At 31.9% G+C, this 25331-nt stretch carries 23 protein-coding genes and 1 tRNA gene; 2 read left to right on the top strand and 22 right to left on the bottom strand.

Going from position 1 to position 25331, the window contains the following annotated elements; translation table 11 throughout:
- Window positions 1-6: 6 nt before the first annotated feature.
- From WHD54_RS09635 to WHD54_RS09595, 9 genes are all read right to left on the bottom strand, one after another.
- Entirely contained in the window at window positions 7-402 is a 396-nt protein-coding gene (locus tag WHD54_RS09635) for a four helix bundle protein (protein ID WP_233130980.1), read from the bottom strand.
- A 40-nt stretch (window positions 403-442) separates the two neighbouring features.
- A complete protein-coding gene (locus WHD54_RS09630; RefSeq protein ID WP_088323628.1) occupies window positions 443-1396 on the bottom strand; it encodes a GDP-L-fucose synthase family protein in 954 nt (317 codons plus the stop codon).
- Window positions 1389-2735 (bottom strand): UDP-glucose dehydrogenase family protein, encoded by a 1347-nt coding sequence (locus tag WHD54_RS09625; RefSeq protein WP_088323629.1) that lies wholly within the window; start codon window positions 2733-2735, stop codon window positions 1389-1391. The genes WHD54_RS09630 and WHD54_RS09625 overlap by 8 nt, the downstream gene beginning before the upstream one ends.
- Window positions 2736-3167 (bottom strand): adenylyltransferase/cytidyltransferase family protein, encoded by a 432-nt coding sequence (locus WHD54_RS09620; protein WP_088323630.1) that lies wholly within the window; start codon window positions 3165-3167, stop codon window positions 2736-2738. It lies immediately after the preceding gene.
- A 4-nt stretch (window positions 3168-3171) separates the two neighbouring features.
- Window positions 3172-3597 (bottom strand): adenylyltransferase/cytidyltransferase family protein, encoded by a 426-nt coding sequence (locus WHD54_RS09615; RefSeq protein WP_088323631.1) that lies wholly within the window; start codon window positions 3595-3597, stop codon window positions 3172-3174.
- Between the two features lie 97 nt (window positions 3598-3694).
- The gene (locus WHD54_RS09610) at window positions 3695-4630 is read right to left on the bottom strand and encodes a Gfo/Idh/MocA family protein (RefSeq protein WP_088323632.1); all 936 of its coding nucleotides are present in this window, start codon (window positions 4628-4630) and stop codon (window positions 3695-3697) included.
- Window positions 4631-4632: 2 nt separating this feature from the next.
- On the bottom strand, window positions 4633-5916 hold the full coding sequence (locus WHD54_RS09605; RefSeq protein WP_088323633.1) for a nucleotide sugar dehydrogenase: 1284 nt from the start codon (window positions 5914-5916) through the stop codon (window positions 4633-4635).
- A 1-nt stretch (window position 5917) separates the two neighbouring features.
- Window positions 5918-6898: an SDR family oxidoreductase gene (locus tag WHD54_RS09600; RefSeq protein ID WP_088323634.1), complete on the bottom strand. Its 981-nt coding sequence runs from the start codon at window positions 6896-6898 to the stop codon at window positions 5918-5920.
- A 180-nt stretch (window positions 6899-7078) separates the two neighbouring features.
- Window positions 7079-7510: a DUF4293 family protein gene (locus WHD54_RS09595; RefSeq protein WP_088323635.1), complete on the bottom strand. Its 432-nt coding sequence runs from the start codon at window positions 7508-7510 to the stop codon at window positions 7079-7081.
- Window positions 7511-7702: 192 nt separating this feature from the next.
- Between WHD54_RS09595 and rho the strand changes: the two genes are divergently transcribed.
- A complete protein-coding gene (gene rho, locus WHD54_RS09590; RefSeq protein WP_088323636.1) occupies window positions 7703-9376 on the top strand; it encodes a transcription termination factor Rho in 1674 nt (557 codons plus the stop codon).
- A gap of 239 nt (window positions 9377-9615) precedes the next feature.
- Here rho and WHD54_RS09585 read toward each other — a convergent pair whose 3' ends face one another.
- From WHD54_RS09585 to WHD54_RS09555, 7 genes are all read right to left on the bottom strand, one after another.
- The gene (locus WHD54_RS09585; protein ID WP_088323902.1) at window positions 9616-11739 is read right to left on the bottom strand and encodes a peptidylprolyl isomerase; all 2124 of its coding nucleotides are present in this window, start codon (window positions 11737-11739) and stop codon (window positions 9616-9618) included.
- Window positions 11740-11863: 124 nt separating this feature from the next.
- Entirely contained in the window at window positions 11864-13129 is a 1266-nt protein-coding gene (locus tag WHD54_RS09580; RefSeq protein WP_088323637.1) for a hemolysin family protein, read from the bottom strand.
- A 2-nt stretch (window positions 13130-13131) separates the two neighbouring features.
- Complete coding sequence (locus tag WHD54_RS09575) at window positions 13132-13338, bottom strand: hypothetical protein (RefSeq protein ID WP_233130981.1); 207 nt, start codon at window positions 13336-13338, stop codon at window positions 13132-13134.
- Window positions 13339-13344: 6 nt separating this feature from the next.
- On the bottom strand, window positions 13345-13908 hold the full coding sequence (lptC, locus tag WHD54_RS09570; RefSeq protein WP_088323638.1) for an LPS export ABC transporter periplasmic protein LptC: 564 nt from the start codon (window positions 13906-13908) through the stop codon (window positions 13345-13347).
- Window positions 13909-13912: 4 nt separating this feature from the next.
- Window positions 13913-15250 carry a tetratricopeptide repeat protein gene (locus tag WHD54_RS09565; RefSeq protein WP_088323639.1) on the bottom strand — a complete coding sequence of 446 codons (1338 nt, stop codon included), beginning with the start codon at window positions 15248-15250 and terminating at the stop codon, window positions 13913-13915.
- An 18-nt stretch (window positions 15251-15268) separates the two neighbouring features.
- Window positions 15269-16555, bottom strand: coding sequence for a hypothetical protein (locus WHD54_RS09560; protein ID WP_088323640.1), 1287 nt, complete (start codon window positions 16553-16555; stop codon window positions 15269-15271).
- Window positions 16552-17280, bottom strand: a complete 729-nt coding sequence (locus tag WHD54_RS09555) for a type III pantothenate kinase (protein ID WP_088323641.1) — start codon at window positions 17278-17280, stop codon at window positions 16552-16554. Before WHD54_RS09555 ends, WHD54_RS09560 begins: the two co-directional genes overlap by 4 nt.
- 99 nt (window positions 17281-17379) lie before the next feature.
- Between WHD54_RS09555 and WHD54_RS09550 the strand changes: the two genes are divergently transcribed.
- Window positions 17380-17452: transfer RNA gene (locus WHD54_RS09550), tRNA-Phe, on the top strand.
- Window positions 17453-17571: 119 nt separating this feature from the next.
- On the opposite strand, the gene WHD54_RS09545 is transcribed toward WHD54_RS09550, so the two are convergent.
- From WHD54_RS09545 to WHD54_RS09520, 6 genes are all read right to left on the bottom strand, one after another.
- A complete protein-coding gene (locus WHD54_RS09545) occupies window positions 17572-17781 on the bottom strand; it encodes a helix-turn-helix domain-containing protein (protein WP_158211813.1) in 210 nt (69 codons plus the stop codon).
- 93 nt (window positions 17782-17874) lie between these two features.
- Window positions 17875-19362, bottom strand: coding sequence for a hypothetical protein (locus WHD54_RS09540; protein WP_088323643.1), 1488 nt, complete (start codon window positions 19360-19362; stop codon window positions 17875-17877).
- 433 nt (window positions 19363-19795) lie between these two features.
- Window positions 19796-21424: a DNA modification methylase gene (locus tag WHD54_RS09535; protein ID WP_088323644.1), complete on the bottom strand. Its 1629-nt coding sequence runs from the start codon at window positions 21422-21424 to the stop codon at window positions 19796-19798.
- A 92-nt stretch (window positions 21425-21516) separates the two neighbouring features.
- A complete protein-coding gene (locus WHD54_RS09530; RefSeq protein WP_088323645.1) occupies window positions 21517-22668 on the bottom strand; it encodes a hypothetical protein in 1152 nt (383 codons plus the stop codon).
- 846 nt (window positions 22669-23514) lie between these two features.
- Window positions 23515-24147 (bottom strand): recombinase family protein, encoded by a 633-nt coding sequence (locus WHD54_RS09525; protein WP_088323647.1) that lies wholly within the window; start codon window positions 24145-24147, stop codon window positions 23515-23517.
- Window positions 24148-24596: 449 nt separating this feature from the next.
- Entirely contained in the window at window positions 24597-25331 is a 735-nt protein-coding gene (locus WHD54_RS09520; RefSeq protein WP_088323648.1) for a hypothetical protein, read from the bottom strand.

Raw genomic sequence — 25331 nt, 5'->3', positions numbered from 1 at the left:
AGTCATTTAGTTTATAATTTTTCTTCTTAGTCCGTATATTCTTTTCAGTAAACTCGAAAGTTTTTGAACAGTTACCTCTAAACTCCCTTCAGGAATATATTTTCTTTTGCTTGCAATGATTATCTGTGTTTCTAATTCAAAAGTTGAACCCAATGCTATTTCTAAAAATCGAGCAAAATCCTTTTCTGAATTTCTAGATGCTCCTTCAGCTATATTTGAAGGAATTGAAACTGCAGATTGTGTTATCTGAGAACACAATCCATATTTTTCGTTACTAGGAAAAACTTTTACAAAGGTATAAATATCATCAACAAGCTCCATGCTATCTATCCAAATATCATATTTTCTAAAATCTCTCAATATCTTTGTCTTGGCCTTTGTTTTAGTTTTCGTCTGAGTCATCGTCTAAGTCTTCGTCATCGTCTTAGTTAATCATCTGCGTCTACTCCAACTTCACTTTTTTTATACTATCAATATTCTCTAAAAACCAATCATATGTTTTTTGAATACCTTCTTCTAATTCTGTTGAATACTCCCAACCAATCTCTTTTAATTTAGAGACGTCCATCAATTTTCTTGGAGTGCCATCAGGTTTTGTTCGGTCCCAAACTATCTTTCCTTCAAATCCAACAATTTTTTGTACGGTTTCTGCCAATTTTTTAATGGTTACATCTCTTCCAGAACCTACATTGTATAAATGCTCTGGCAAATTATTTTCTAAGGCATATACAACTGCTTGCGCCATATCGTCTACAAATAAAAACTCACGCATGGGACTACCACTTCCCCATAGAGTAACTTGTGATGTGTTATTTATTTTTGCTTCATGAAACTTACGTATCATTGCAGGCAAAACATGGGAAGTTTCTAAATCGAAATTATCGAAATAACCATACAAATTGGTGGGCATTAAACTTACATATTCCTTTCCGTACTGCTTTCTAATTGCTTCACATGCTTTAACACCTGCTATTTTTGCAATGGCGTACCACTGGTTAGTAGGTTCTAAACTATTTGTTAACAAATATGCTTCTTTGAGTGGTTGGTTGGCTAACTTCGGATAAATACAAGAACTTCCTAAGAAAATAAATTTTTCGACACCAGTTTTTAAAGCACCATCAATTAGATGGTTTTGAATTTGTAAATTCTCCATTAAAAATGGATACGGGAAGTTGTTATTTGCTAAAATACCACCTACTCTTGCCGCTGCATCGATAACTACTGCTGGTTGTTCTTTTTGGTAAAATGAATTAACGGCTGCTTGATTTCTTAAATCTAATTCTTTGCTTGTTTTTCCGATAAGGTTGCTATATCCTTTTTTCTCTAGCGCTCTCCAGATGGCAGCACCCACCATACCTCGGTGTCCTGCAATATATATTTTCGCTTTTTTATTCATTAGAAACCGCTGTGTAATTTTTTCCAATTTGATAATATTCAAATCCTTTTTCCTCTAGATTGAAAGCATTGTATTGGTTTCTTCCATCAAAAATAATTGGATGTAATAGCTGGGCTTTCAATTCTTCAAAATCTGGTGAGCGAAATTCTTTCCACTCTGTTAATAAAATTAAGGCATGTGATTCTTTTAATACTTCATATTTACTATCGAAATAATGGATATTTTCAATATCTTTTAAATAAAACTCTTTGGCTTCTAACATTGCTTTGGGATCGTAAGCGTTTATAAGACCTCCTCGCTTTATCAATTCTTTTACAATATAAATAGCCGGTGCCTCTCGCATATCATCGGTGCCAGGTTTAAAGGCCAAGCCCCATAAAGCAAAAGTAAGTCCCGTTAAATCTTCACCAAATCGTTGAACAATTTTTTGGGCAATAACTAATTTTTGCCGGTTATTCACTTTTTCTACAGCTGTTATTAATTGAGGTGTATATCCATTTTCATTGGCTATTTTTTGCAAAGCTTTCACATCCTTTGGAAAACAAGAACCACCATAACCCACACCAGGATAAATAAAGCCATACCCAATACGTTTATCTGAACCAATGCCAATTCGAACTTGATTAACATCTGCACCCACATGTTCACAAATATTAGCAATCTCATTCATAAAAGAAATCTTAGTAGCTAACATGGCATTAGCAGCATACTTGGTCATTTCTGCTGAACGAATATCCATCGTTATAAAACGGTCATGAGTTCTAAAAAAAGGAGAATATAATTGCTTCATTTTCTCAAATGCTAACGAACTCTCTGCACCAATAACAACACGGTCTGGCTTTAAAAAATCATCAATAGCAGTTCCTTCTTTCAAAAACTCTGGGTTGGATACTATCTCAAATGTTAAGGTTGAATTTCTCTTAGCTAATTGGTCTTGAATTATAGCTTTAACCTTATCTGCAGTTCCTACTGGAACCGTAGATTTGTCTACAACAATTACATTATGCTGCATAGATTTGCCAATAGACTTGGCTACTGCCAACACATACTTTAAATCTGCGGCACCATCGGCTCCCATAGGAGTAGCTACCGCTATAAAAACAATCTCAGCTTTTTGGATGGCTTTTGCCAGGTTGGTTGTAAAAAAAAGCGATTGATTTTTTACATTTTTTTTAACCAATTGTTCTAAACCACGCTCAAAAATTGGTACAACTCCCTCCTTTAAGTTTGCAATTTTTTGTTCGTCAATGTCTACACAAGTAACGTTGTTTCCCATCTCTGCAAAACAAGCACCAGATACCAAACCTACATAACCAGAACCAATAACAGCTATTTCCAACTACTTGTCTTTAGATTTTAAATTTTCTTTTGCTTGAACCTCTCTTCTCAATCCACTACTAGAAAAGCGATGTTCTCTTTTATTAAAATATAGTTCTATTCCTTTTTCTTCGCAATATTGCCTGCCTGTAAACTGCTTGCTAGCATATTCGTCTCCTATAATACGTACATCAATTTTAAAAGAACGCAATACATCTTCTAAATCTTGTTCTGTTGCATAGGGCACTATTTCATCTACATATTTACATCCTTTGAGCTGAATATATCTTTCTACCACCGATTGCACAGGTTTGTTTTTCTCTGGCCTGTCTATTGTTGGATCTGTTTGCAATGCACAAATTAAATAGTCGCATTGCCTCTTTGCATCTTCCAACATTTTTATATGACCAGCGTGCAATAAATCAAAAGCACTAAATGTAATTCCTACTTTCATTGTTTTATAGTTTATTAAGCAAATGTGAAGAAGACTGTATTTTGTCTCCCAAACCGTCTATTAACTCTATACCCAATTCGTTACAAATAGTAGCCTCTGGGATAGACTGGTTATTTTGATCGCCTCCATTGGCAAAAGCAATATTATACTCGTTATGGTATTTTTCGTGAATACTTTTAATAGAATTGATAACAGTTCTGTCTTTATCTATAGAAATCATTGCTTTGTCTACTGCTTTTATATTCATTACAATAAACAAGCGCTCCTCTTCATTTTGAAATTCTTTTGACCCTTTTAAAGCTCTTTGAAAATCGCTATTTACAATTACAAAAAGTGCATCTGCTATCGATTTTGCATTGTTAAAATACTCTAAATGACCTTTGTGTATTGGATTAAAATAACCAGAAACAATTACTGCTTTTTTTTTCATATAGTATAGATACTTATATAAATTTCTTTTTTTGGAGGATGCAATTTTGTTAAAAAACTATTACTAATTTTAACAAATGCAAATATACACTATTAAATTACATTACAAAAGGGTGCTTTTCTCCTAAATTGTTAAGTGCATTATTTCTAATTGCATGTACAATCTCTATCGACTTTTTTGCTTCCTGCAAGCCAAATCCATTTCCTTTTAAAATTTGCTCGTAACTTTTGGTATGCAACTCGGTAAAGCCTTTACTAAACTCTAGTTCTTCATTATCGATGGTGATAGACCTAAAAGTTCGCTGACCAATTGCTTTTATTTCATTAGGAAGATCATTTTCATCAATGGATAAAAACCAGCGAACTCTGGCATTTTCAAATTCTAAATACCCTGCTGCTTTATTTTTTTCTCGCAGATGCACATTACTTTCTTGAATATTTCCAAAAATCCAAGTTAACATATCATAAAAATGGACTCCTATATTGGTGGCAATTCCTCCCGATTTTTCATCACTGCCCTTCCAAGAAATATCATACCAATTCCCACGAGATGTAATGTAGGTTAAATCGATATCATATTTTTCTGAGGTTTTAGAAGCTGTTACTTTCTTTTTTAATTGAATAATAGACTCGTGGAGCCTCAATTGTAAAATAGCATTGATTTTTTGTCCAGATTCTCTTTCTATTTCCGCTAAAGCATCTACATTCCAAGGATTTAACACCAGTGGTTTTTCGCAAATGGCATCGGCACCTCTACGCAACGCCATTCTTATATGTGCATCGTGCAGATAATTTGGGGTACAAATACTTACATAGTCTAATGTTTGGTTATGCTGACGTTTAATTTTTTCGATATGCCTGTCGAAACGTTCAAATTCAACAAAAAAATCTGCACTCGGAAAATAACTATCCATTATGCCAACAGAATCAAATTTGTCTAAAGCTGCAATTAAATTATTATTCGTATCTTTTATTGCTTTTAAATGTCGGGGCGCAATATATCCAGCGGCACCAATTAAGGCAAAATTCTTCATAACTATAACGCTTTATCTATATCTTTAATAGAAAGAAAATTTTTTACATCGTATACAATGGCTTTTTCTTTCTTTATCTTTTTAAAATCTATTTTTTTAAACTCTTTATGAGCTACTGTTAACACCAAAGCATCGAACTTTTTTACAGGAAGTTTTGTGGTAGATTGTAAGTTGTATTCTTTTTTTACCTGTACTGTATTTGCATTCGGATCGTAAATGGTTACACGAGCACCATACTCTTCTAACTCTCTAACAACATCTACTGCCTTGGTATTTCTAACATCAGGACAATCTTCTTTAAAGGTGATACCTAAAACTAATATATCTGCTTTTTTTAGATTGATATCATGCTGAATCATAAGTTTTGCAACTTCTGAAGCCACATATTTACCCATACTATCATTTACTCTTCTTCCTGCTAAAATAATCTCGGGATGATAATCGAATTCCATTGCCTTCTGAGCCAAATAATAAGGATCTACACCTATACAATGCCCACCAACCAAACCTGGTTTAAAAGGTAAAAAGTTCCATTTTGTGGCCGCTGCCTCCAATACATCTTGTGTATTGATATCCATTAAATTAAAAATTTTTGCCAACTCATTTACAAAAGCAATATTTATATCTCGCTGCGAATTTTCTATCACTTTTGCAGCTTCTGCTACTTTTATACTTGGTGCCAAATGAGTGCCAGCAGAAATTACCGATTTATACAAGGCATCTACCTTTTTTCCGACCGCTTTTGTAGAACCAGAGGTTACTTTTAAAATCTTATCTACAGTATGTTTTTTATCTCCGGGATTGATTCGTTCTGGTGAGTATCCGGCAAAAAAATCTTTATTGTATCTTAAGTTTGATTGTTGTTCTAAAACTGGTATGCAATCTTCTTCGGTAGCACCCGGATATACTGTAGATTCATATATTACGATATCATTCTTTTTTAATACCGATCCAACAGTTTCACTAGCTTTTAGCAGAGGTGTTAAAACAGGACGGTTATTTTTGTCTACTGGAGTTGGAACCGTAACAATATAATAGTTACAATTTTGAATATCTTTTGTAAGACTTGTTATAAAAAGTCCCTTTTTGGTTGGTATCGCTGTTGTTAATACTTTTTCTAAATCGGACTTAGAAACTTCTAAAGTAGCATCGTCTCCTTCTTTTAACGCAGCAACTCGCTCATTATTTATATCGAAACCCACTACCGCATATTTTGTGGCAAAAAGTCTTGCCAACGGCAACCCAACATAACCTAAACCGATAACAGCTATTTTAATATTTTCCATTTTATAAGTTTTTCCAATACCAATCTACTGCTTCTTGTAATCCTTTTTGTAAAGAGAATTCAGGTTGATAATTTAGATACTTTTTTGCTTTTTGTATGCTTGCGTGTGAATGCGGAATATCTCCTACTCTCTCGCTTCCGTAAATAACGGGCACTTTTTCTATTGATGGTTTATAAATAGCGAGGTATTCTTTTAAATAAACAACTAAATCGTTCAGCGTATTTCGATCTCCGAAAGCTATATTATACACATTATTAACCGATGTAGAGCTTGCAACCAGACTTTTTAAATTGGCTTGCACCACATTATCTATATAGGTAAAATCTCTAGAAAAAGTACCATCACCGTTAATAATAGGAGATTCTAATTGCATAAATTGTTTTACAAACTTAGGAATTACTGCTGCATATGCTCCGTTTGGGTCTTGCCTTTTACCAAATACATTAAAATAACGCAAACCTATAGTTTCTAGACCGTAAGTTTTGAAAAAAACATCGGCATACAATTCATTTACTAATTTGGTAACTGCATACGGAGAAAGAGGTTTCCCTATATTTTCTTCTACTTTTGGCAGCGCTTGAGAATCTCCGTAGGTAGAAGAACTTGCTGCATACACAAATCTTTTTATATGATGATCTCTAGAAGCTACTAACATGTTTAAAAAACCGCTAATATTTACTTCGTTGGTAGTAATAGGATTTTTAATAGATCTTGGTACAGAGCCTAATGCTGCTTGATGCAACACATAGTCTACATTTTTTGTTGCCAATAAACAGTCTTCTAAATTTCGAATATCACCTTGTATGAATGAAAACTTAGGATGTTTTAAAAAAGGAGCAATATTTTCTTGCTTTCCGGTTGCAAAGTTATCTAGGCAAACAACAGTATTATTACTATCTAATAGTACCTCGCACAAATTTGAGCCTATAAAACCAGCGCCACCTGTAACTAAAATTTTTTCTCCAGAAATGATCTCATTCATTAAAAAAAGTTATTTACATAAGATAGCGAATGTACAAAATATAGGCACAATACCAAAGATGTTTCGATAAGTAGTTGTTTTCTGATGATGGGAATCTTTAGATATATCGGTAATTATAAAGCACAAAAAAAACCGAGAATATCTCGGTTTTTCTTCGCACTATATACTAAGATGTTAGTTTTATCGCAATCTATCTACAGATTTTACAAGATCTTCATCCTTTTTAATCGCTCTATTTGCCAAAACAAGAAGCAAAATAGCTAAAATTGGTATGAACATCGAAATACCTTTCTCAGAAACTTGCGTTTCTCCAGGTAAACTTAGAGATACATATATCAATAATCCTAATAAAATAAGGTTTATCAAAATTGAAATTCGCACAATTACAAATTGTAGCTGTCTGTTTTTGTATAAAAAAATAGCTACCAAAGAAACTAATGCTGTTAGGAGAAATAAAATAGGTATTGCTTTTAACTGCAAAAAATCACTACTTAATAAATCCATTACAAAGATATTTTTTTTTACTGACTTCCACAAATCAAAAACAAAAATTAATCCGCCAGAGAAAGCGGTAGCCAACAATAAATAAATGGTTTGTACTCTTTGAATCATATTTATTTTTCTTCGAACACAAAAATAGCACATTCTTTTTAATAAGAAAACCGATAACTTAAAAAAAAAGTATATATTTGTATCATAATTAACTACACAAAGGCTATTTAGTAGTACTATACAAATAGCAAAATTCAACAAACACACATCTTAATTATAACTAAGATTTAAATTAACATAATAACTTTATAAATGTTCGAAATTTCAGAACTGAAAGCAAAAACTCTTGCTGAACTGCAAACTATTGCAAAATCTATTGGTCTTAACAAAACAAGCCAATTAAAAAAACTAGATTTAGTGTATCAGATTTTAGATACGCAAGCAGCAAACCCTTCTAAAACAGTAAAAACAACCACAAAATCGGAAACTCCAAGGGCAGATAAGCCAAAAAGAAAACGTGTTGTTAAAAAAACAACTAACGATTCTAATAGGGAGGTTACTGAAAATACTTCAGAAAAAAGAGGTGTAGAAAAAACGACTTCTACCAAAACGGAAGTCAAAAAAGCACCTAAAAAAGAGGTTGATAAAAAGGAACCTACTACGAATAACTCAACATTAGAAGTAGCTCCAGAAAACTTAACAACCAAAAAGGAAGCTAATAAAGAAGTAAAAAACACCAATCAACCTAAAAAAGCAGCGAATCCTAATCAGAAAAACGCGCAACAGAATAAGCAAAAAGCGCCACACAGAGACAAGAATAAAAATAATGGCAACAAATCTTCTAACAGATATAAAGACCCTGATTTTGAATTTGATGGAATTATTGAAAGTGAAGGTGTTTTAGAAATGATGCCTGATGGTTACGGGTTTTTGCGTTCTTCGGATTACAACTACCTTTCGTCTCCTGATGATATTTATGTTTCGCAATCGCAAATTAAATTATTCGGATTAAAAACAGGTGATACAGTTCGTGGTAATGTAAGACCACCTAAAGAGGGTGAAAAATACTTTCCGTTAATTAGAGTATCGAAAATTAATGGTTTAAATCCTAATATTGTTAGAGACAGAGTTTCTTTCGAACACTTAACACCCTTGTTTCCGCAAGAGAAATTTAATCTTGCCGAAAAAGGAAATTCATTATCTACCAGAATTATCGACTTATTTTCTCCTATAGGAAAAGGGCAGCGTGGTATGATTGTAGCGCAACCAAAAACAGGTAAAACAATGTTGTTAAAAGATGTTGCGAATGCTATTGCTGCTAATCATCCAGAGGTATATCAAATTGTTTTGCTTATAGATGAAAGACCTGAAGAGGTTACAGATATGAAACGAAATGTTCGTGGGGAAGTAGTTGCATCTACTTTTGATGAACCTGCAGACAAACACGTAAAAGTGGCTAATATTGTATTAGAAAAAGCAAAAAGATTGGTTGAATGCGGACACGACGTGGTAATTCTTCTTGATTCTATTACGCGTTTAGCAAGAGCCTACAACACCGTAGCTCCTGCTTCTGGAAAAATACTTTCTGGTGGTATCGACGCAAACGCTTTACACAAACCTAAACGCTTTTTTGGTGCTGCAAGAAACATAGAAAATGGTGGTTCTTTAACTATTATTGCTACTGCACTTACCGAAACTGGCTCTAAAATGGATGAAGTAATCTTTGAAGAGTTTAAAGGTACTGGTAACATGGAACTTCAATTAGATAGAAACATTGCTAATAGAAGAATTTATCCTGCTATAGACCTTATTAAATCTTCTACAAGAAGAGATGATTTACTATTAGATGCTAAAACTGTTCAAAGAATGTGGGTGTTAAGAAAATACTTAGCAGACATGAACCCTATTGAAGCAATGGAATTTATAAACGATAAAGTGAAGTTTTCTAGAAATAACGAAGAATTCTTAATATCAATGAACGGATAAACGTTCTGAATTACCCATATTAAAAAGCCTTTTTGACGAGTCAAAAAGGCTTTTTTTTGTGTTCCTAAATAATTTTCTCTTACCTATTAAAAGCAACTTATAAACTTTTAAAAAACCTTATAACATAATTATAAGAATATGATGAATGTTAATAGTGATGCTAGTATGAGTTAAAATGATAAAAAAATCCGTTTAATTTAAATTAAACGGATTTTTTAAATGATATGTAAAGAAATTTACTAGTTGGCTACATACATGTTAGCTCTATTATCTTCTACATCAGAAGCCTCTTTTACAGCTTCATAAATTTTGTAAGTGGCTCTCTTTCTTGTTTCAGCAATTCTCTTTCTGTTCGTTTCGTAATTAGGTAATGCTGTTGGAGCTTCTTTTTTAATAACTTTAAAAGCAAAAACACCTTTGTCTCCTACAATGTTAGGATATACTTTGTCTGTTGCTGCATAATACATGGCTCCCACCACTTTTGGCTCTAAACCAACACCTGCTAAAGACGGACTTTGTAATTTTACACCGTTTGAATTTCTTACAGAAGTATTGTTCGCCTTCGCAATTTCTTCTAAAGAAATTCCTTCTAACTTTCCATTAAGCATTGCAGCCTTTTTTTGATTTATCAATATTGGTCTTACCCTATTAATTGCTTTTTCTACTGGCAACAAGCCCTCTTCAGTAGCATTTGTAACTACCACTACAACATGACTTCCTTCTAAATCAAATCTTTTAAAAGAACCTTCTTTTACATCACTTCCAAAAGCCCAAGACACAATGTTTCTTTGGTTTCCTAAACCAGGTACGTTTTCGTCTAATACTTTTAAACCCACTGCTGGTTTTAAGCTGTAATTTTTTTCTTTTCCAACCTCGTAATAATCAGAATTGTTTGATATTGCCAATGCAAATTGCTCTGCTTCCTGAAATACAGCACTTTCTGTTGCTTCAGAAGCAAAAATTCTTCTAGAAAAAGTAGCTAATTTTAGTACTTTCTGATAGTTCTTTTGGTCGTCAATTTTAATAACATGGTAACCAAATGGTGTTTTTACAACATCTAAAGCTCCTGTTTTGTTGGTAAAACTAAAATCTCTAAAAGCAGGAGTCATCCTTTTGTAGTTAAACCACTCTAACTCGCCACCTTTATCTGCATTCGATTTGTCTGAAGAAAATTCTTTTGCTAAGTCTGCAAATTTACTTTTTCTTCGTTTTACAACTTTTAAAATGCTATCTGCCAATTGCTTTGCCTCTTCTTCGGTTCTCTCAATTTCTGGAGAAACTCTTTGTGCTCCCACAAAAGGAATTAGAATATGACTAGCTTTTACAGAATCTGGCATTTTAGAAACTTCTGTAATTTTTGATAATTTAAAATATCCTTGGTCTTTGTATGGCCCAAAAACGTCGCCAACATTTCCTTCAAAAATTTCGTTGGCCACGGTTTGATTGATATCAACATTAAACTTAAACTCAGCGTCTAAATTTGTATCAGAACCGTTGGCACTTAAAAACGCTTCGTAATCAGTTGCGTTTTTAAAACCTAATACTTTGTCTTTGTTTCTATCTAGAGAGTCTTCAATTAAATCTGCAACTTCTTGTTTAATAACTTCTTCATCTTGTGGTGTTGCTGTAATATTAAACTGAACGTAAGACAAATCTCTTGTTGCTTCTGTTTGAAAATCTGATGCATGTTCTTTAATATAACTAGCAACTTCAGACTTTTTAATGCTTACCAAACTATCTGCAATGCTAGAGTAAGGAACGTATACAAATGAAGCATCTATTTTTGTGTTTTCTATTTTATAAGCGTTCTCTCCTTCCTTTAGAGAAGCACCTAAACCTGCAGACACCAATTTATTGTAGGTATTTGTAGCAGCATTATTTTTTATTTGATTCATGTAGTTAGACCAAGCCGACCACATAGCAGGATTTTCTTGTTTCGTGGTTGCCAAAAATGTCTTGAACTTTCCTTCATCAAACAAACCTCCTTCGTTTTGAAATTGTGGATTATTTTGAACTGATGGGGCGTTTATTACTTCATTCCAAACATCTTCTTCACCAACAGAAATACCAGCTTTTTCTAACTGATTTTCATATATTTTTTGTCTAAGAATATTGTTCCAAACAGCTTTTGCTGCTTGCATTTCAGAAACGTTTGCACCACTTTGCTGCCTGTATTGTTCTAGTGCAGCTGCAAATTCTTGTCTAGAAATAGTTTCTCCGTTTACTTCACCTACTTCATTTACTTTGCTAGAATTAAAGAAATCTCCAAGTGTAGAAGGGTCTAACACAAAAGCAAAAAGTGCTAAACCAATTATAATAATTAAGAACATTGAGCGTTCTCTAATTTTTGATAAAATTGCCATACGTTTTAATTTATTTTCAGTGGGCGAATATACGATTTGGGTTTTAATATTGCAACCCATTTTTAACTATTTAATAATTAAAAAAGCAAGGTAATAAGCAAAAAACAGTTAGTAAATTATACAATTAACTGTCTGCTTCTATAACCTTTAGGCTTACATGGTCTATTTTAGCACCGCTTGTTTTTAGAATTTTAATTTGAAAACCTTCAATTTCTACCATCTCATCAACAGATGGTATACTTTCTGTTTGCTCTATAATAAAACCACCTAGGGTTTCATAAGCCTCAGATTTCGGAATATTTAAATGATACTCTTCATTTAAGTAATCTACCTCTAATCTGGCAGAAAAATGAAAAGTATTGGTATTTATTATTTCTTCTAAAAACTCTTGCGAATCGTGTTCATCTTCAATTTCTCCAAACAATTCTTCCACAATATCTTCTACCGTAATCATCCCAGAGGTTCCACCATACTCATCTACAACAATAGCCACACTTTTTCTTTTTTTCATTAACATATTTAAAATATCGTTAATCATCATAGATTCTGGCACAATCTCTACGGGCAACAAAATAGACTTAATACTTTTTGGTTTTTTAAACAGTTCAAAAGCGTTTACATATCCAATTACATCATCTAAAGAGGTTTTGTAAACCAACACTTTAGACAAGCCCGTTTCTATAAAAATATTTTTTAAGTTCTTTACTTTTTCATGAATTTCGATGGCAATAATTTCGGTTCTAGGAACCATTACTTCTCTTGCTTTTACATTGTGAAATTCTAGTGCATTTTGAAAAATTTGAATTTCAGAATCCAACTCTTCGTCTTCATTTCCTGTTTCTAACTGCTCGTTAATATAATTACCTAATTCTTCTTTGCTAAATTCTACTTGCTGCTCATCTGCACTCGTTTTAAAAAAAACACGTAAACAGAAATCTGAAATTATAGTTATAAATTCAGAAAAGAAATGAAATAAAACATAGAAAACATAGGCAGGAACTGCAAAAATTTTTAAAACTTCATTTGCATAAATTCTAAAAATAGCTTTTGGTAAAAACTCTGCAGTTATTAAAATAATGAGGGTAGATATAACTGTTTGAAGCAGTAAAACTGTAAATTCATTAAAGGTATGTACAGGTAAAAATCGTATTAAAAAAGCACCCATGTAATAACTATATACAACCAAAGAAATGTTATTACCCACCAACATAGTAGTGATAAATTTAGATGATTTTTGCGTAATTTTATTTAAAACTTTCGCGATAAAACCCTCTCTTTTTTTCTCTAATTCTATATGTAATTTATTTGCTGATACATAGGCAATCTCCATTCCAGAAAAAAATGCAGAAAGAATGATGGACACCAAAATAATTACCAGCTCAACCTCCATCTCTATTTCTTATTTTGATTGTTTCTCTCAATCACTTTTTTTCTAAACTTTCTTTTAATTAGAAAAACAACTATCATAACCACTGCAAAAAACAATAGTATAATAGCTGTATTTTTATTGGTATTAAACATTAAGGCTCCTTCTATAAGGCAAATTATAGCGACTAATAAATATCCATACTGAAAAAACTGCCAAACTTTATTTATCATTATTACTTATTCTTTAGATTCTATTTTACCGATTGTCTTTTTGGCTAAGTGCTTGCTTAAATCTTCTTTGCACTCAAAACCAACTCCTATAACGGTATCTTTTTCTTTATACAATGTAAAACTTTTTTCTGAAACAAAATATCCTGTTTTTTGATCCCAAAATAATTGAGAGGTTTCTAAACGAGAGGCATCTGTATGGTTTACAACTATTACATTTCCTCTAATTTCTGAAACTTCTGTTTTAGTGTAAGACAGGGCATAATCTCCTGTTACCGTTACAGAATCTTTACTTTTATTACTAAAATTAATAATCGTAACTCCTTTTGGAAACTCGTTGTAAGGGTGTTTTTTACGATTGCTAAAATCTAGCAAAAGAGGTGTTATTAACTTAGAAGTAATTCTGCCCGAATCTTTGTATATATGGTACGCATTTTTTGCAGTTCCAATTGGTAAATTCTTTTCTTCTAAAAAGTTACGCACTTCTTCAGAATTATTAACACAAGAAAAAAGCATTACCGTAATTACAATTACAGCAATGCTTTTTGTTATTATTTTTAAAGGAAATTTCACAAACTTACTTTGTAGGTATGGTAACTGTCTCACCAATCCAACAATCTATTTTATAGGAGCTTCCTGGCGCTTTACCAGCCGTAAAAATTACTTTCTGACTTGGTACATTTGCCGCATAACTTTTAATATATTTTCTAGCAGTTGCAGAAATACTCGGATCTACATTTGATGCTCTTTGCGCCATTCTTAAAGCTGCTACATATACCATTCTTTTCTCAAACTCATCAGAACCACAAGAATTTACACTCGATTGGTATAACCTTGCAATAAACAAATAAGCTCTTCCTGAGTTAGGGTTAAAATTAATGGCTTCTCTTGCTAAACTTCTTGCCTTACTTAATTGACCTCTGTCTTTTGCTGCTTGCGCAAACTTTAACTTATAAGATGCCTTTTTTAACGGATCTGTTTCTAAATCGAATGATTTTTGTCTCATTGAATTTGCTCCTGCACTATCTCCATTATCTTCTAAAACATTTGCTAAAAATGCGTATGCTTCTGGTGATGGTGAAGCTTCTGCATAAGCCCTTACTAATTTTTCAAATAACGGATCTGTTTGACATCCTTTGTTAAACATTCTAGAAACTGATCTTTTTAACCATGTTGCATTTGATTTGTTTGCTTCAAAATCTCTCTGGTATAAAGGAATTAAACGCTCACAAGTTGCAATTTCTGTAATAATTCTATCGAACTGAACCTCTACAGCTCCTAAAGCCCTTGAGTTTACAGTATATGCTCTAACTAAAGATTTCTCTCTTTTACTTAATACTTTTGTAGAATCTTTGGTTAATTCATTTAGTCTTTCTGCATATCCTTCTAACTTTTTACCAACAGATTCTATAACATCATCATACGTATCAAAAACTTTTTGAGGATTCGTATCTTTATTTTTGTCTGTTACATTTTGAAAATAAATGTATAAATTTTTTACACTCATTTTTGTAGGATCAATGCTATAACTTTTCTCTAAAATAGCAAAAACCTCATCATCTGAAGCTAATTTATTTTCGTGTAAATAAGTAGCATAATCACTATGAACTTTTGCAGGGTTTTCTGATGGAAACATCTCTAAACGCTGCTCGTAAACTCTTTTTGCTAAGGCAGGTTCTTTTCTAATATCTTCAGCCAAAGTAGCTCCGTATTTATAGATATTAACAGATAAATCTTTACAATTATCTAATAAGAAAATCCAATTTGTATAAGCATCCTCATACTTCTTAGATTTAAAATCTCCTGAAAAAAGATTGTATTTTATCTCACAATCTCTTTTTGTTACTTCCTGAGCATTCGATGTTACTGTTGTTAAAAATAGCGTTGCTGCTAATAAAAACGTAATTTTCTTCATTTTGTAATGTATTATTTGTTAATCAATTTTTCTTTTTATAAACCAAGTATCACTCAAAGATAAACTTAATCTAACGTTAAAGTAATTTTCTTTTAGTAAATTATTTTCTGTGGTTCCTCTTTGTCCGTATTCAAAGCCTAAATTTACATTCGACAACTTCTTTAATGGTAATCCTAAACCAAAAGACATGCCAAAGTCGTTAATCTGTGTAAAATTTGATCCTGTAGCTAAGCCATCTACGCCCAATCCTACTTTTTCGTAACGCAATCCTGCTCTATATGTAACTCTGTTCCAATAGCTTGATAAAGAATTTATTTTTGGAAGATAAAAACCTCCTAAAGAAACTCGGTTAGAGTTTTCGTATCTGTACGTGTTGTTATTACTATTTAAAATACCCGATGTTGTGTAGGCATCCTGCATTTCGTACTCTAAACCTACATACCACTTATTGTATTTTCCTACACCAACTCCTAAAATAGACTTTAATGGAAGTTCGTATTTTCCGTTAATGCCATCACTAGATATAGTATCTCGAGGCACCTCAGAGCCTCCGCCAGAAAAAGACACTGAATACAAGTATTCGTTTCCAGTAATATTTAACTCATTACCCAACTTTACAGTTGCACCTGCATTGATGTAAAGATTGTCTTTTAATACTTTTTGATATTGAGCACCAATGGTTACTGCACCACCTCTTATAATATTTTCTTCTTTGTGTCTGGTCGCCAAACTAACTCCAGCAATTTGCCTAGTAATGTTATTTTCTGTTGATCCAAACATGTAATCTAACTCTATACCTAACGCAATATTTTTTGACAACATTAAACCAAAACTACCATAAATTCTATTCACTCCTCCTTGGCCATTGAATAAAGAAATAGCAGTAATATTATCGTCTGCATCAAACTCAGAATTAGACAAAGAATAACCAACCGAGGAAACCGGCTGAAGACCTAATGAAAAACCTGCTTTGTTTCCAATAGGGAAACCAAGTGCTAAATAGCTTAAACTTGTCGATGTTGAGCTTTGCGAAGTAGTTTCATTTTTTACTGTTAAATCGTTATTTAAAACGCCAAAAGTGTAGGTGGTATTTCTAAGAAAAGCATTGGCTGCTGGATTGGTAAAGTTTAGGTATTTATAATGATTGAAAGCTACCCCAATTCCTCCCATACTATTCTGCTCTACCGTTTTTGTATCATATTCTTGCCCGATTCCAAAAAAGGAATAAGGAGATGAACTTGTTCTTTGCGCAAATTGCGCCATAGAAGTAATCAGTAAAACAACTACTAAAATCTTTCTAATCATTTGTGTTCGTTAAGTTTCAATATTTCATTTAATCCTTGGAGGAGAAAATTTTGAGTGGCAAATATGCTACTTTTTAATTGTTTTGACAAAAAAATTGTGTCTCCTCCTGTTAAAACTACTGTTAAATGTAAATTTTCTTTTTTGTACATATCGATAATTCCATCTATCTCCTTAGCAACCCCATTTACAACACCCGAAGCTATACTTTCTGTGGTGTTTTTACCGATAAGTGCATTATTATCTGTTAGTTCCACCAACGGTAAGTTCGCTGTAAATGCATGTAAAGCCTTAAATCTTAATTGAATACCCAAAGATATTGCACCACCCAAATAGGCTGCTTTGTCATTTACAAAATCGTAGGTAATGCAAGTACCCGCATCTATAATTAAAACGTTTTTTTTTGGAAATTGTTTTACCGCAGATGCCACCAAAGCTATTCTATCTACCCCCAAAGTTTTTGGTGTTTTGTATAAATTAGTAAAAGGTAGCTTGCTAGTAGAACTTAGTATTACAAATGGCAAAATTTCTTGTAACTTTTTTCTTTTTAAAGTAGATATTGTAGCCACATTAGATAAAATTCCGCTAGAAACTGAAAATTTTTTGACAATTTTTTTTATTTCTGAAATTATTTTTCGCTTGTCAAAAACCACCAACTCCAACAAGTTATCGCCCTCAAAAACAGCTGCTTTACCTCTTGTATTCCCTATATCTACTGCTAATTTCATAAATCAAATTTAGAAAAAAATTAAGCTCAAAAAGTTTTTTTTCAATATTTCTTTAGCAAATGTAAAAAAACATATTATATTTGCATCCGCTAAGGCAATGGTACCTTAGCTCAGTTGGTAGAGCAAAGGACTGAAAATCCTTGTGTCCCTGGTTCGATTCCTGGAGGTACCACAAAATTATCCCGTAACTCATTTATAAACAATGATTTACGGGTTTTTTGGTTTTTGGGGTGTGCTCAAAGGTGTGCGCAGTTTGTAACATTACATAACATTTATACTGTTATACCTTAATTATGCAGCATGGTCCAATCTATCCAAAACTTCAGCCTCTTTATATAAGACACGTCTACCTATTCTACTCGGAACAAGTATATTTTTCTTCTCCCAGTTATTAAGAGTTACTTCTGTTACATGAAGTAATTTTGCAGTTTCACTTCTACTTAAATACTTTTCATCTGAGTTATTAAAAGTAGTCTGACCTATTGCCTTCTGTCGGTTCAATTCTAATTTGACACCTTCTTTAACGATTTGGATTAGTTCGTCTTTTGTTACATTCAATATTTGGATCATTTCTTCTCTCATGATTTTCATTTTTTAGTTGTTTTTTAGAAATTCATTTGTTGTCTCAATATGTTTGTCCAGTATTGACCAACTCATTTTTTTAAATCTACTCTTCGTTGATTTCTTATAGATATCATCTCTTATTTCCTTTATAAAATTATCATCAAGTGGATCTGAGGAATCTAACTTTTCAACCGATAAACCGGGTTTAATACCTGTTTTTTCGTGAAGTACTTCAAACATCACATTCGTTAGTTCTAACTTATGTTGTTCCGTTGTAATGATACAATCATGGATTGTGAAAATTGGAGCTGCAAGACATCGTCTATGGAATTCTGGAACCACACAATCCAATATTAGGTAACTCTCCACCCGCTGCAGTAATAAGGAGAAATTCCTCTTCCCTACTTTGTCCATAATCTTGAGAATAAATTGATTTACGAAAGGATAAAACTTCTCTAATAACCGAACTCCTTCCAACAATTCTCGATGTTTTCTATTGTTTTGAAACAATACATACATGATATCCTTTTTGATTGATTTACGTTGAGCACCCGTGGGAGAAACTCCATGTTCCAATTCAAATAAATGTGAATAGAAATCTTCTTGAAATGGTGCGTCTCTAAATTTTTGAAATTCGTGATGATCTCTAATTGTTATCTCATCTTTCCCCAAATACTTTCTTTGCTCAAAGTGCGCAAACATTAAGGGAGAAAAGAGGTGTGATTTAATATCTTTTATGAATTTATCATTTAATAAAGAGTTCATTATTTGATGAAATGATAATTGATCATTAGATTTAAAGAAATCATAGTTTAAGATACTTGATAATAGATATACCTGACTGCATTTAAGATCTACTTGAACCAATGATTCATTATTATATTTTAAATATTTTTTAAATATTTTAGGATTATTTGTTATGGTTGAATTATACCTCCAATTGGTTGTAGATTTATTATACCAATACTGATTGGTTTCAATATCATTTATTGTCAATAACCAGATTCCAATTTTATTTTTAAGAACCAGTAACTGATTGTCGTTTACTAGGTCTTTATGTACCATATCGTATATGTATTTTATATGATTCTTGTACCCTTTTTTTATTTCTAATTTATCATTAAAGTAACTGTCTAATAACTGGGGTTTATAGGGTATAGTTTTCTGTTCTCTTTTTATCGTTTTAATCACCTTATCTGTTTTTTGATATTGATCATTTAACTTGATTTTATTACACCTCACACCTTTTAAATAATTGATATCTAACTCAATCACATTTTTACCTTTTAATAGGTTTAAAATCAATTTATAGTCTCTGTTTAGTATCTTATTGAGTTCTTTTGAACACAATCCGGTGTATCCATTTTTATCAAACTTTTTAATATTTTTATGTGTTGCCACAACCCTGGAAATTAAATGATATATTTTCTCTTTAACATATTTCTGTCTTCGATTAGAGAGATTCAGTTCTTCAATCAATTCAGAGACGTTTAAATTAGTTGGTACTAAAACTTTCATTATATATAATGTTCAGAATTGTCTCCCTGTCCCCGGTTTTAATTTTAGATTATGCAACAGATGTTATGGTTTTAGAGTATTTTCTATTTATTTTAAAGTTTAATAAATTTGAGTAATTGTCATAGGTTTGATACAAGATTGGATCTTCCAAATCCATCAAAACTCCCAAAATGTATTGATAATCTCTCCCTAGGATTCTTATAAGGGTTATGTGGCTAAATGACATCTCCTTACCACTCTGGATTATGTGAATGAATTTTAATGATCGATACAGTGTATCTGACTTAACATCCTCATTCATTGGGTGACCGTTTAATAGTTTTACTATTTGGTTTTCTATCGTATTCATACTATATGGCGTTCAGAATTATCTCCCTGTCCCCGGTTATGAACCTCCTATATTTTTGAAGGAGGTTGGTGATGATTAATAAAATTATGCTGCTATTTGTAATTCTTTGGGTTCAGTGAACTCGCTATGAATGAACTCTAAATCTTGATGGTTAATCTCTTTGACAGAGTTCTCAAGAACCTTACAACCCACTCTATGGTAGTGTGTAGATAGTTCAGTTCCTAAGTATTGTCTGTTGAGTAGTAATGAAATTCTACCAGTGGTGTTGGCACCCCCAAAAGGATCGTATACCCAGTCTGTCTCGTCTGTAGTCATTAGAATTGGGATTACTGGAAGTAGTTCCGCCATCAATGCCGGATGACCTGTTGGGAAGGCATCGTATGCAGGTTTGTTTTTACCGGTGGTACACTTAATCATATGATCAACATCTTGTGCTGCAATATGATTGTAGATCTTTTTATATGGCTTTGTTAAGGATTTTACTTTCTTCCAAACTGTTCCGTTTTCATCAACATCTTTAGCTCCTGAGGTAACTCTGATTTCTTTTTCTCCATCCATATATTTTAATAAGTTATACTTCGCCTTTTCAGGGTTCACAACAAACCATAATATGTACTCAATCTGGTTTACAGGTCTTTTTACAGTCTCGTTCTGAGGTTTAGGATTGGGTTTGGACCAAATTAAACACTCTTTGTATTTTAGTTTTGTGTGTTTTAATATCGCTGCTTTCACCAAACCCGGTATATCCATCGCACAACCTTTATCATAGGTGTCACCAATATTTACAAATACGTTTGACGTTTCATTAAGAACTCCTTCAACTTCCCCAAAAATCTTTCCAACATTATCAGCAAACTCTTCCGGAGTCTTTTCATGACCCAATTCAAAGCTTAAATTTTTCTTATCGTAACCACGCAACATATAATATGGGATGGAAGTAAATAGTGTAGCAATCTTTTCTAAGAATGAAGAAATATCTTTAATATCAACACAATTCATCTTAAAAGTGGTTGCCTTTTCAGGAATTACAAAAGTGTCTTTGTAATTATTTTGAAGATCTTCTTTCTCTTCAATAAATTTATTGACTTGTTTAATGGTAAGTTCTCCTTTTGTTAACTGTTCTGTGAATCCATGATTTTTGGTTAAATCAATATTTTTTAATTCACTTAAATACTTTTCACAATCTGATAAGTTCCACCCTTTGGTTACAACTCCATTTAATAATAGATTTTCCTTAAAGTCATTTTCGATAATTTTATCTAACTGACGGATTGCCTTGGGAGATTTCCATCGGTAATCAAGTTTTTCTTTAATAATCGTGTAACGATCGTAAGACTTTCCATTGTTCCCTTGACCTTGACGTTTCTCAACCGATTTAAAAACTTGTAAAACCTCTTTGGTAAGATCTTTAGCGGTCTTTACTCGGTACATGTTTAATGACAATCGAAAATCTATTGAAGGGTCCGAATCTACAAATTGAACTTTTACTTCTGTTCTACTTAAAGCACATAGTAACTTAAGTCGACGATATCCATCGATTAATTGAAAATCTCTTGAAATGATTAAAGGTAATAACTGTCCTTCCTGTTCTAAAGAAGATTTTAACTGATTTTCTGAATCTTTTGATTGTGACTCATAGAAGTTTTTGAATTCTTCAACTTTTACGATTTGATCGATTTTTACAACTTCGAATTGTTCTTTTAAATTTTTCATGATATAAAGTTTTTAATTATTTATACCACAAAGAACTCTTTTATTAAAGTCTGTTTTGTTTGTTTACGATATCATGTTTTTAAAATATGATATCATATTTTAAATTGAACGTCTCGTTTTTCATAATCTAATTGTACCTTATAATAATGAATACCACCATCTATTGTTCTTGAAACCTCATAATATTTTGAGAAATTTTCTCCTACATTTTCAATAATTGATTTCTTAATTATGTTTCTGACTTTTTCAAAATCTTTAATAACATTTTCTCTTATTAGGTTTTCTTTATTATTAAAGTTAATATCATCAAACTCCTGATTGTTTTCATCAAATTTCTTCCAACCTACTTTTGATGCAATTACATGAAGTTTACCTTTAAAGTTTTTTAACTTATTATATATTGAATAGACATCTAACACAAACCCTTTTTTCGAAATATCCGTCGTTTTTACTTTATCTTGTGTTATCAAAAAATGAATGTAAAAGGATTTTGGTTGTTGGGTTAAATTTATATCAACATCACCAATCTGTATCCTACCGTCTAGAGTAACTTGAATAGGTAATATTACCTTTTCAGGAGAATCACCCCTTAAAACATATCTATTCCTTAAGTCACTTAATAAACTCTCTATATGGGATAGAACCAAAGGGTTTTTAATCTTTTCTTGAGCTCTCTGGTAACAATCATCACATATGTAACCAGATATAAACTTATCAGATATTTTCTTTTTATCAGCACACATTGAATTCACGCACGTGTGCTTATCAAAATGAATGTTTTTATCAAGGTGTTCAAAATCAAGTCCAACCCATTTTCCATCTCTAAATTCTTCAATTTTAATATTACAAAGGGTTTGAAATAAATTCTCTACCACTTGAAATGAAATAGGATAACGATAATCTTTTTTGGTATAATGATCCCAATCACTACCTATAATGAAAATGTTTTTCCCTCTAAATGCACTAAACCAATTTGAGGAATGAGTTCTATCAGAAATAATAACAAAGTAATCTTCTTTATCAAATTCATTATTTCTTCTAAATATTTCACAAATTTCAAAAAATTCGTTGTTAGATAATACTTGGTTGTCATTAAATTTATCATAATAATCCTGAAATACTTCCTTACTCTTCACTGGTGATTTAATAAACTCAATAACACCCGAAGTTTGGTTTAATGTCTCTACAACATTATCTAATATTTCTTCTGAAAACTCTGGAGTACAGGTAATGAATACTTTCATAGTGGGGAATTTAATTTGTCTAAAATAATAAATCCTTTTAAAACATAAAATCAATCTTTTCCAATGTATTACATATTTATATTAAAACAACAATATGAAAACAAACAAAGATATTATGGTTTCCTTGAGAATATCACCAGATCAATACCTATCACTATTGGAAAACTTGATAAGAGAGAAGAAAACAAAATCAGAATTTATTAGAGAAAGTATCTCTGAGAAAATCATTAAAATAAACCCAAAAAATTGTCGTAAATCATTGACTCATGGATAGCGTCCATTTAATTAAAAATAAATTTAATGGGTTGGTGCAATGCTATTACCGGTGTTTCAGTTAATTTTAATCGGCAAAATATTTGTTGGGATATCGACCTTCCTGTGAAATAAAAGGAAGTTTTAATTATTTATTGAGGTACCGTTTTGTTAGAGTTTTAGAGAGTGAATTGCAAAGTATTTCCTGCGGGTGATTCTCATATCCATAGACTTCTAACTGTCTTTTATACAAGTTGTTTTTAGTTTGGGAAGTGATTAAATAATAGTGAAAATACTCGTGTATACATGTTTTTACAACATCCCGAAGTAATACATTGTTTGATCGGTATATAATGATCGTGTTGGTTTCAAAACAGTATTCTCCCCCTAAATCAGATTTACCTTCAACTAAAGTCAGTAGTGGTTTTTGTTTTCGAATTGGATACATCTCTAGACACCACTCTAATACCTCATGTGCCGATTGAAATTGCCAGTCTTCAGATCTAATTCTTAAAAAAAAAATTAGTCTATAAATCAGATTTACAATGAATATTAGTCCTAAAACAGAAAAGTAAATAGTGAAAAAAGTGTCCATTAAAGAAGTCTTTTTACTTTCAGAACAGTGTTAGTAGACTTATTCGTTATTGCGGCTACATTCCTAATAGAAATCTTTCTTTTTAATAATTTTACTATATCTGAGTGTCTATTTAATATTGTTTCATCACTATCAATATTTCCTTTTTTTCTTCCAACACTTTTGGATCCGTGTTTCTTGATATGGTTTTTATAACCAGATTTTAAACGACTAAGAGTCATTTGAGATTCCATACTTGCAACACTAAACAGTATCTGAACCATGAACATAGACAGACTATTTGGTGTTTTGTCATCGTTAAGAGTTTCAAGATTAAAGTTCTTAATATAGATTCCAACTTTTAAATCATGAAGTGTTTGAATATTTTGCAATGATTGAAGAACACTTCTTCCAATCCTACTTAGTTCCCAAACTAAAACCTTGTCAATTTCATTCGTTTTAATATCTTCTAACATTTTAGAGAAAATAGGTCTTTGTTCATTCTTTTTAAATCCACTGACCTTCTCTTCATAGACTTTAATTACATTATATCCCATTCTATTGGCATATTCTTTTAATTCTGATGTTTGTCTCTGGGTATCTTGTCTTTCAGATTCGGAACTTACTCTTGAATAAATTATTGAGTTTATCATAGTGTATCATTTTAATCCTTTGGGTTTCTGTGAGGCTATGATACAGCGGATTAATGAGGTTCCGGAATAATAAATGCTAAAGTTCTGCTACAGTAATTGTTTTGATACACTTTTCTTTGCCGATTAAAATCTCAGATGGATCACCACGGGTTATCTTCAGGCGTCATTGATAATGGAGGTGCCGATTAGAATTATTGAAGGGACCTGATGGTAAATCTCCGAAGTTATTGAAATTTCAGTTTGCCGATTAGTATTATCGGAAGATCAGGTCCCCCGGGGGTACTTCCTGCCGGACTCCCTGCCGTACCCGTCCTTAATATATACATATATATGAATAAAAATACCCTCTCAGAGTCGCGTGAAAAATTTTGCCAATTTTTTTACCTGAAATACACTTTTTTTGAAAAAATTGGAAACTTAGTTTAAAAAAAAAGGAAGTGTTTTATAAATTAGAAACTAAAATTAACACCTGTAGTTTTTTGAAATAATTCAATAACCTTAGGATCAGTATCTCCAATTATAACGTTCATTGAACCATCTTCAAATAAACCCCCTGATTTGAAATAATCAGGGTCATTTTTTTCTGATATTTTAAAAAATATACTTAATGTATTTATATGAACTAAAACATATTCATGATCACCAAGTGGAATATGTTTTGGAGGTACCATCGATTTAACAGGAATTGAATTAACCCTATATATTAAAGGTATTACTTTAAAATCATCCTCTTTACCAGGATCATAATTCCTTAACATTTGTTTTAAGACAATACTTCTCTTTCCTATATTTACTTTTGAAAATTCTTTTCTATCTGAAATATGGACTCTCCACAAAATGGATAAAAAGAATAATTTCATTCTGGTATAATCAATACCGTTGGCAATTGTGAGATTTTTATTTAAATGATTATAATTTGGTAAGTTACCCCAGTGATATTTTCCTCCAAACAGGATAACTCTCGCATACCCTTCTAGTTTACTTAAAAATTCATTTTCACATTTAAAACATAAAATATTTTTTTGCCAAATACCACTTTGAAAATAGACTTCACTTTTAGGATTGTTTAGATTAAGTTGAGAAATTCTTCCTTTTTCATCAAACATACCTTTGTACATAAATTGTGGTATTATATGACTCTTTTTAACCAATTGAGTTTTAATATCACATAACTTACATCTCAT

Source organism: Polaribacter tangerinus (genome assembly GCF_038024095.1).
GTDB classification, from domain to species: domain Bacteria; phylum Bacteroidota; class Bacteroidia; order Flavobacteriales; family Flavobacteriaceae; genus Polaribacter; species Polaribacter tangerinus.
Note: the sequence above shows the minus strand (reverse complement) of the source record. Positions and strands in the feature narration are given on the sequence as shown.

What these genes read in the sequence shown, in the direction of transcription:
- WHD54_RS09600 (WP_088323634.1), bottom strand. Translation starts at nt 6,898, where the DNA reads ATGAATGAGATCATTTCTGGAGAAAAAATTTTAGTTACAGGTGGCGCT.
- WHD54_RS09620 (WP_088323630.1), bottom strand. Translation starts at nt 3,167, where the DNA reads ATGAAAGTAGGAATTACATTTAGTGCTTTTGATTTATTGCACGCTGGT.
- WHD54_RS09575 (WP_233130981.1), bottom strand. Translation starts at nt 13,338, where the DNA reads ATGATAAATAAAGTTTGGCAGTTTTTTCAGTATGGATATTTATTAGTC.
- WHD54_RS09535 (WP_088323644.1), bottom strand. Translation starts at nt 21,424, where the DNA reads ATGAAAAATTTAAAAGAACAATTCGAAGTTGTAAAAATCGATCAAATC.
- WHD54_RS09635 (WP_233130980.1), bottom strand. Translation starts at nt 402, where the DNA reads ATGACTCAGACGAAAACTAAAACAAAGGCCAAGACAAAGATATTGAGA.
- WHD54_RS09605 (WP_088323633.1), bottom strand. Translation starts at nt 5,916, where the DNA reads ATGGAAAATATTAAAATAGCTGTTATCGGTTTAGGTTATGTTGGGTTG.
- WHD54_RS09595 (WP_088323635.1), bottom strand. Translation starts at nt 7,510, where the DNA reads ATGATTCAAAGAGTACAAACCATTTATTTATTGTTGGCTACCGCTTTC.
- WHD54_RS09580 (WP_088323637.1), bottom strand. Translation starts at nt 13,129, where the DNA reads ATGGAGGTTGAGCTGGTAATTATTTTGGTGTCCATCATTCTTTCTGCA.
- WHD54_RS09525 (WP_088323647.1), bottom strand. Translation starts at nt 24,147, where the DNA reads ATGATAAACTCAATAATTTATTCAAGAGTAAGTTCCGAATCTGAAAGA.
- WHD54_RS09520 (WP_088323648.1), bottom strand. Translation starts at nt 25,331, where the DNA reads ATGAGATGTAAGTTATGTGATATTAAAACTCAATTGGTTAAAAAGAGT.
- WHD54_RS09615 (WP_088323631.1), bottom strand. Translation starts at nt 3,597, where the DNA reads ATGAAAAAAAAAGCAGTAATTGTTTCTGGTTATTTTAATCCAATACAC.
- rho (WP_088323636.1), top strand. Translation starts at nt 7,703, where the DNA reads ATGTTCGAAATTTCAGAACTGAAAGCAAAAACTCTTGCTGAACTGCAA.
- WHD54_RS09560 (WP_088323640.1), bottom strand. Translation starts at nt 16,555, where the DNA reads ATGATTAGAAAGATTTTAGTAGTTGTTTTACTGATTACTTCTATGGCG.
- WHD54_RS09630 (WP_088323628.1), bottom strand. Translation starts at nt 1,396, where the DNA reads ATGAATAAAAAAGCGAAAATATATATTGCAGGACACCGAGGTATGGTG.
- WHD54_RS09610 (WP_088323632.1), bottom strand. Translation starts at nt 4,630, where the DNA reads ATGAAGAATTTTGCCTTAATTGGTGCCGCTGGATATATTGCGCCCCGA.
- WHD54_RS09530 (WP_088323645.1), bottom strand. Translation starts at nt 22,668, where the DNA reads ATGAAAGTATTCATTACCTGTACTCCAGAGTTTTCAGAAGAAATATTA.
- WHD54_RS09565 (WP_088323639.1), bottom strand. Translation starts at nt 15,250, where the DNA reads ATGAAGAAAATTACGTTTTTATTAGCAGCAACGCTATTTTTAACAACA.
- WHD54_RS09555 (WP_088323641.1), bottom strand. Translation starts at nt 17,280, where the DNA reads ATGAAATTAGCAGTAGATATAGGGAATACAAGAGGTAAAGCAGCTGTT.
- WHD54_RS09585 (WP_088323902.1), bottom strand. Translation starts at nt 11,739, where the DNA reads ATGGCAATTTTATCAAAAATTAGAGAACGCTCAATGTTCTTAATTATT.
- WHD54_RS09540 (WP_088323643.1), bottom strand. Translation starts at nt 19,362, where the DNA reads ATGAAAGTTTTAGTACCAACTAATTTAAACGTCTCTGAATTGATTGAA.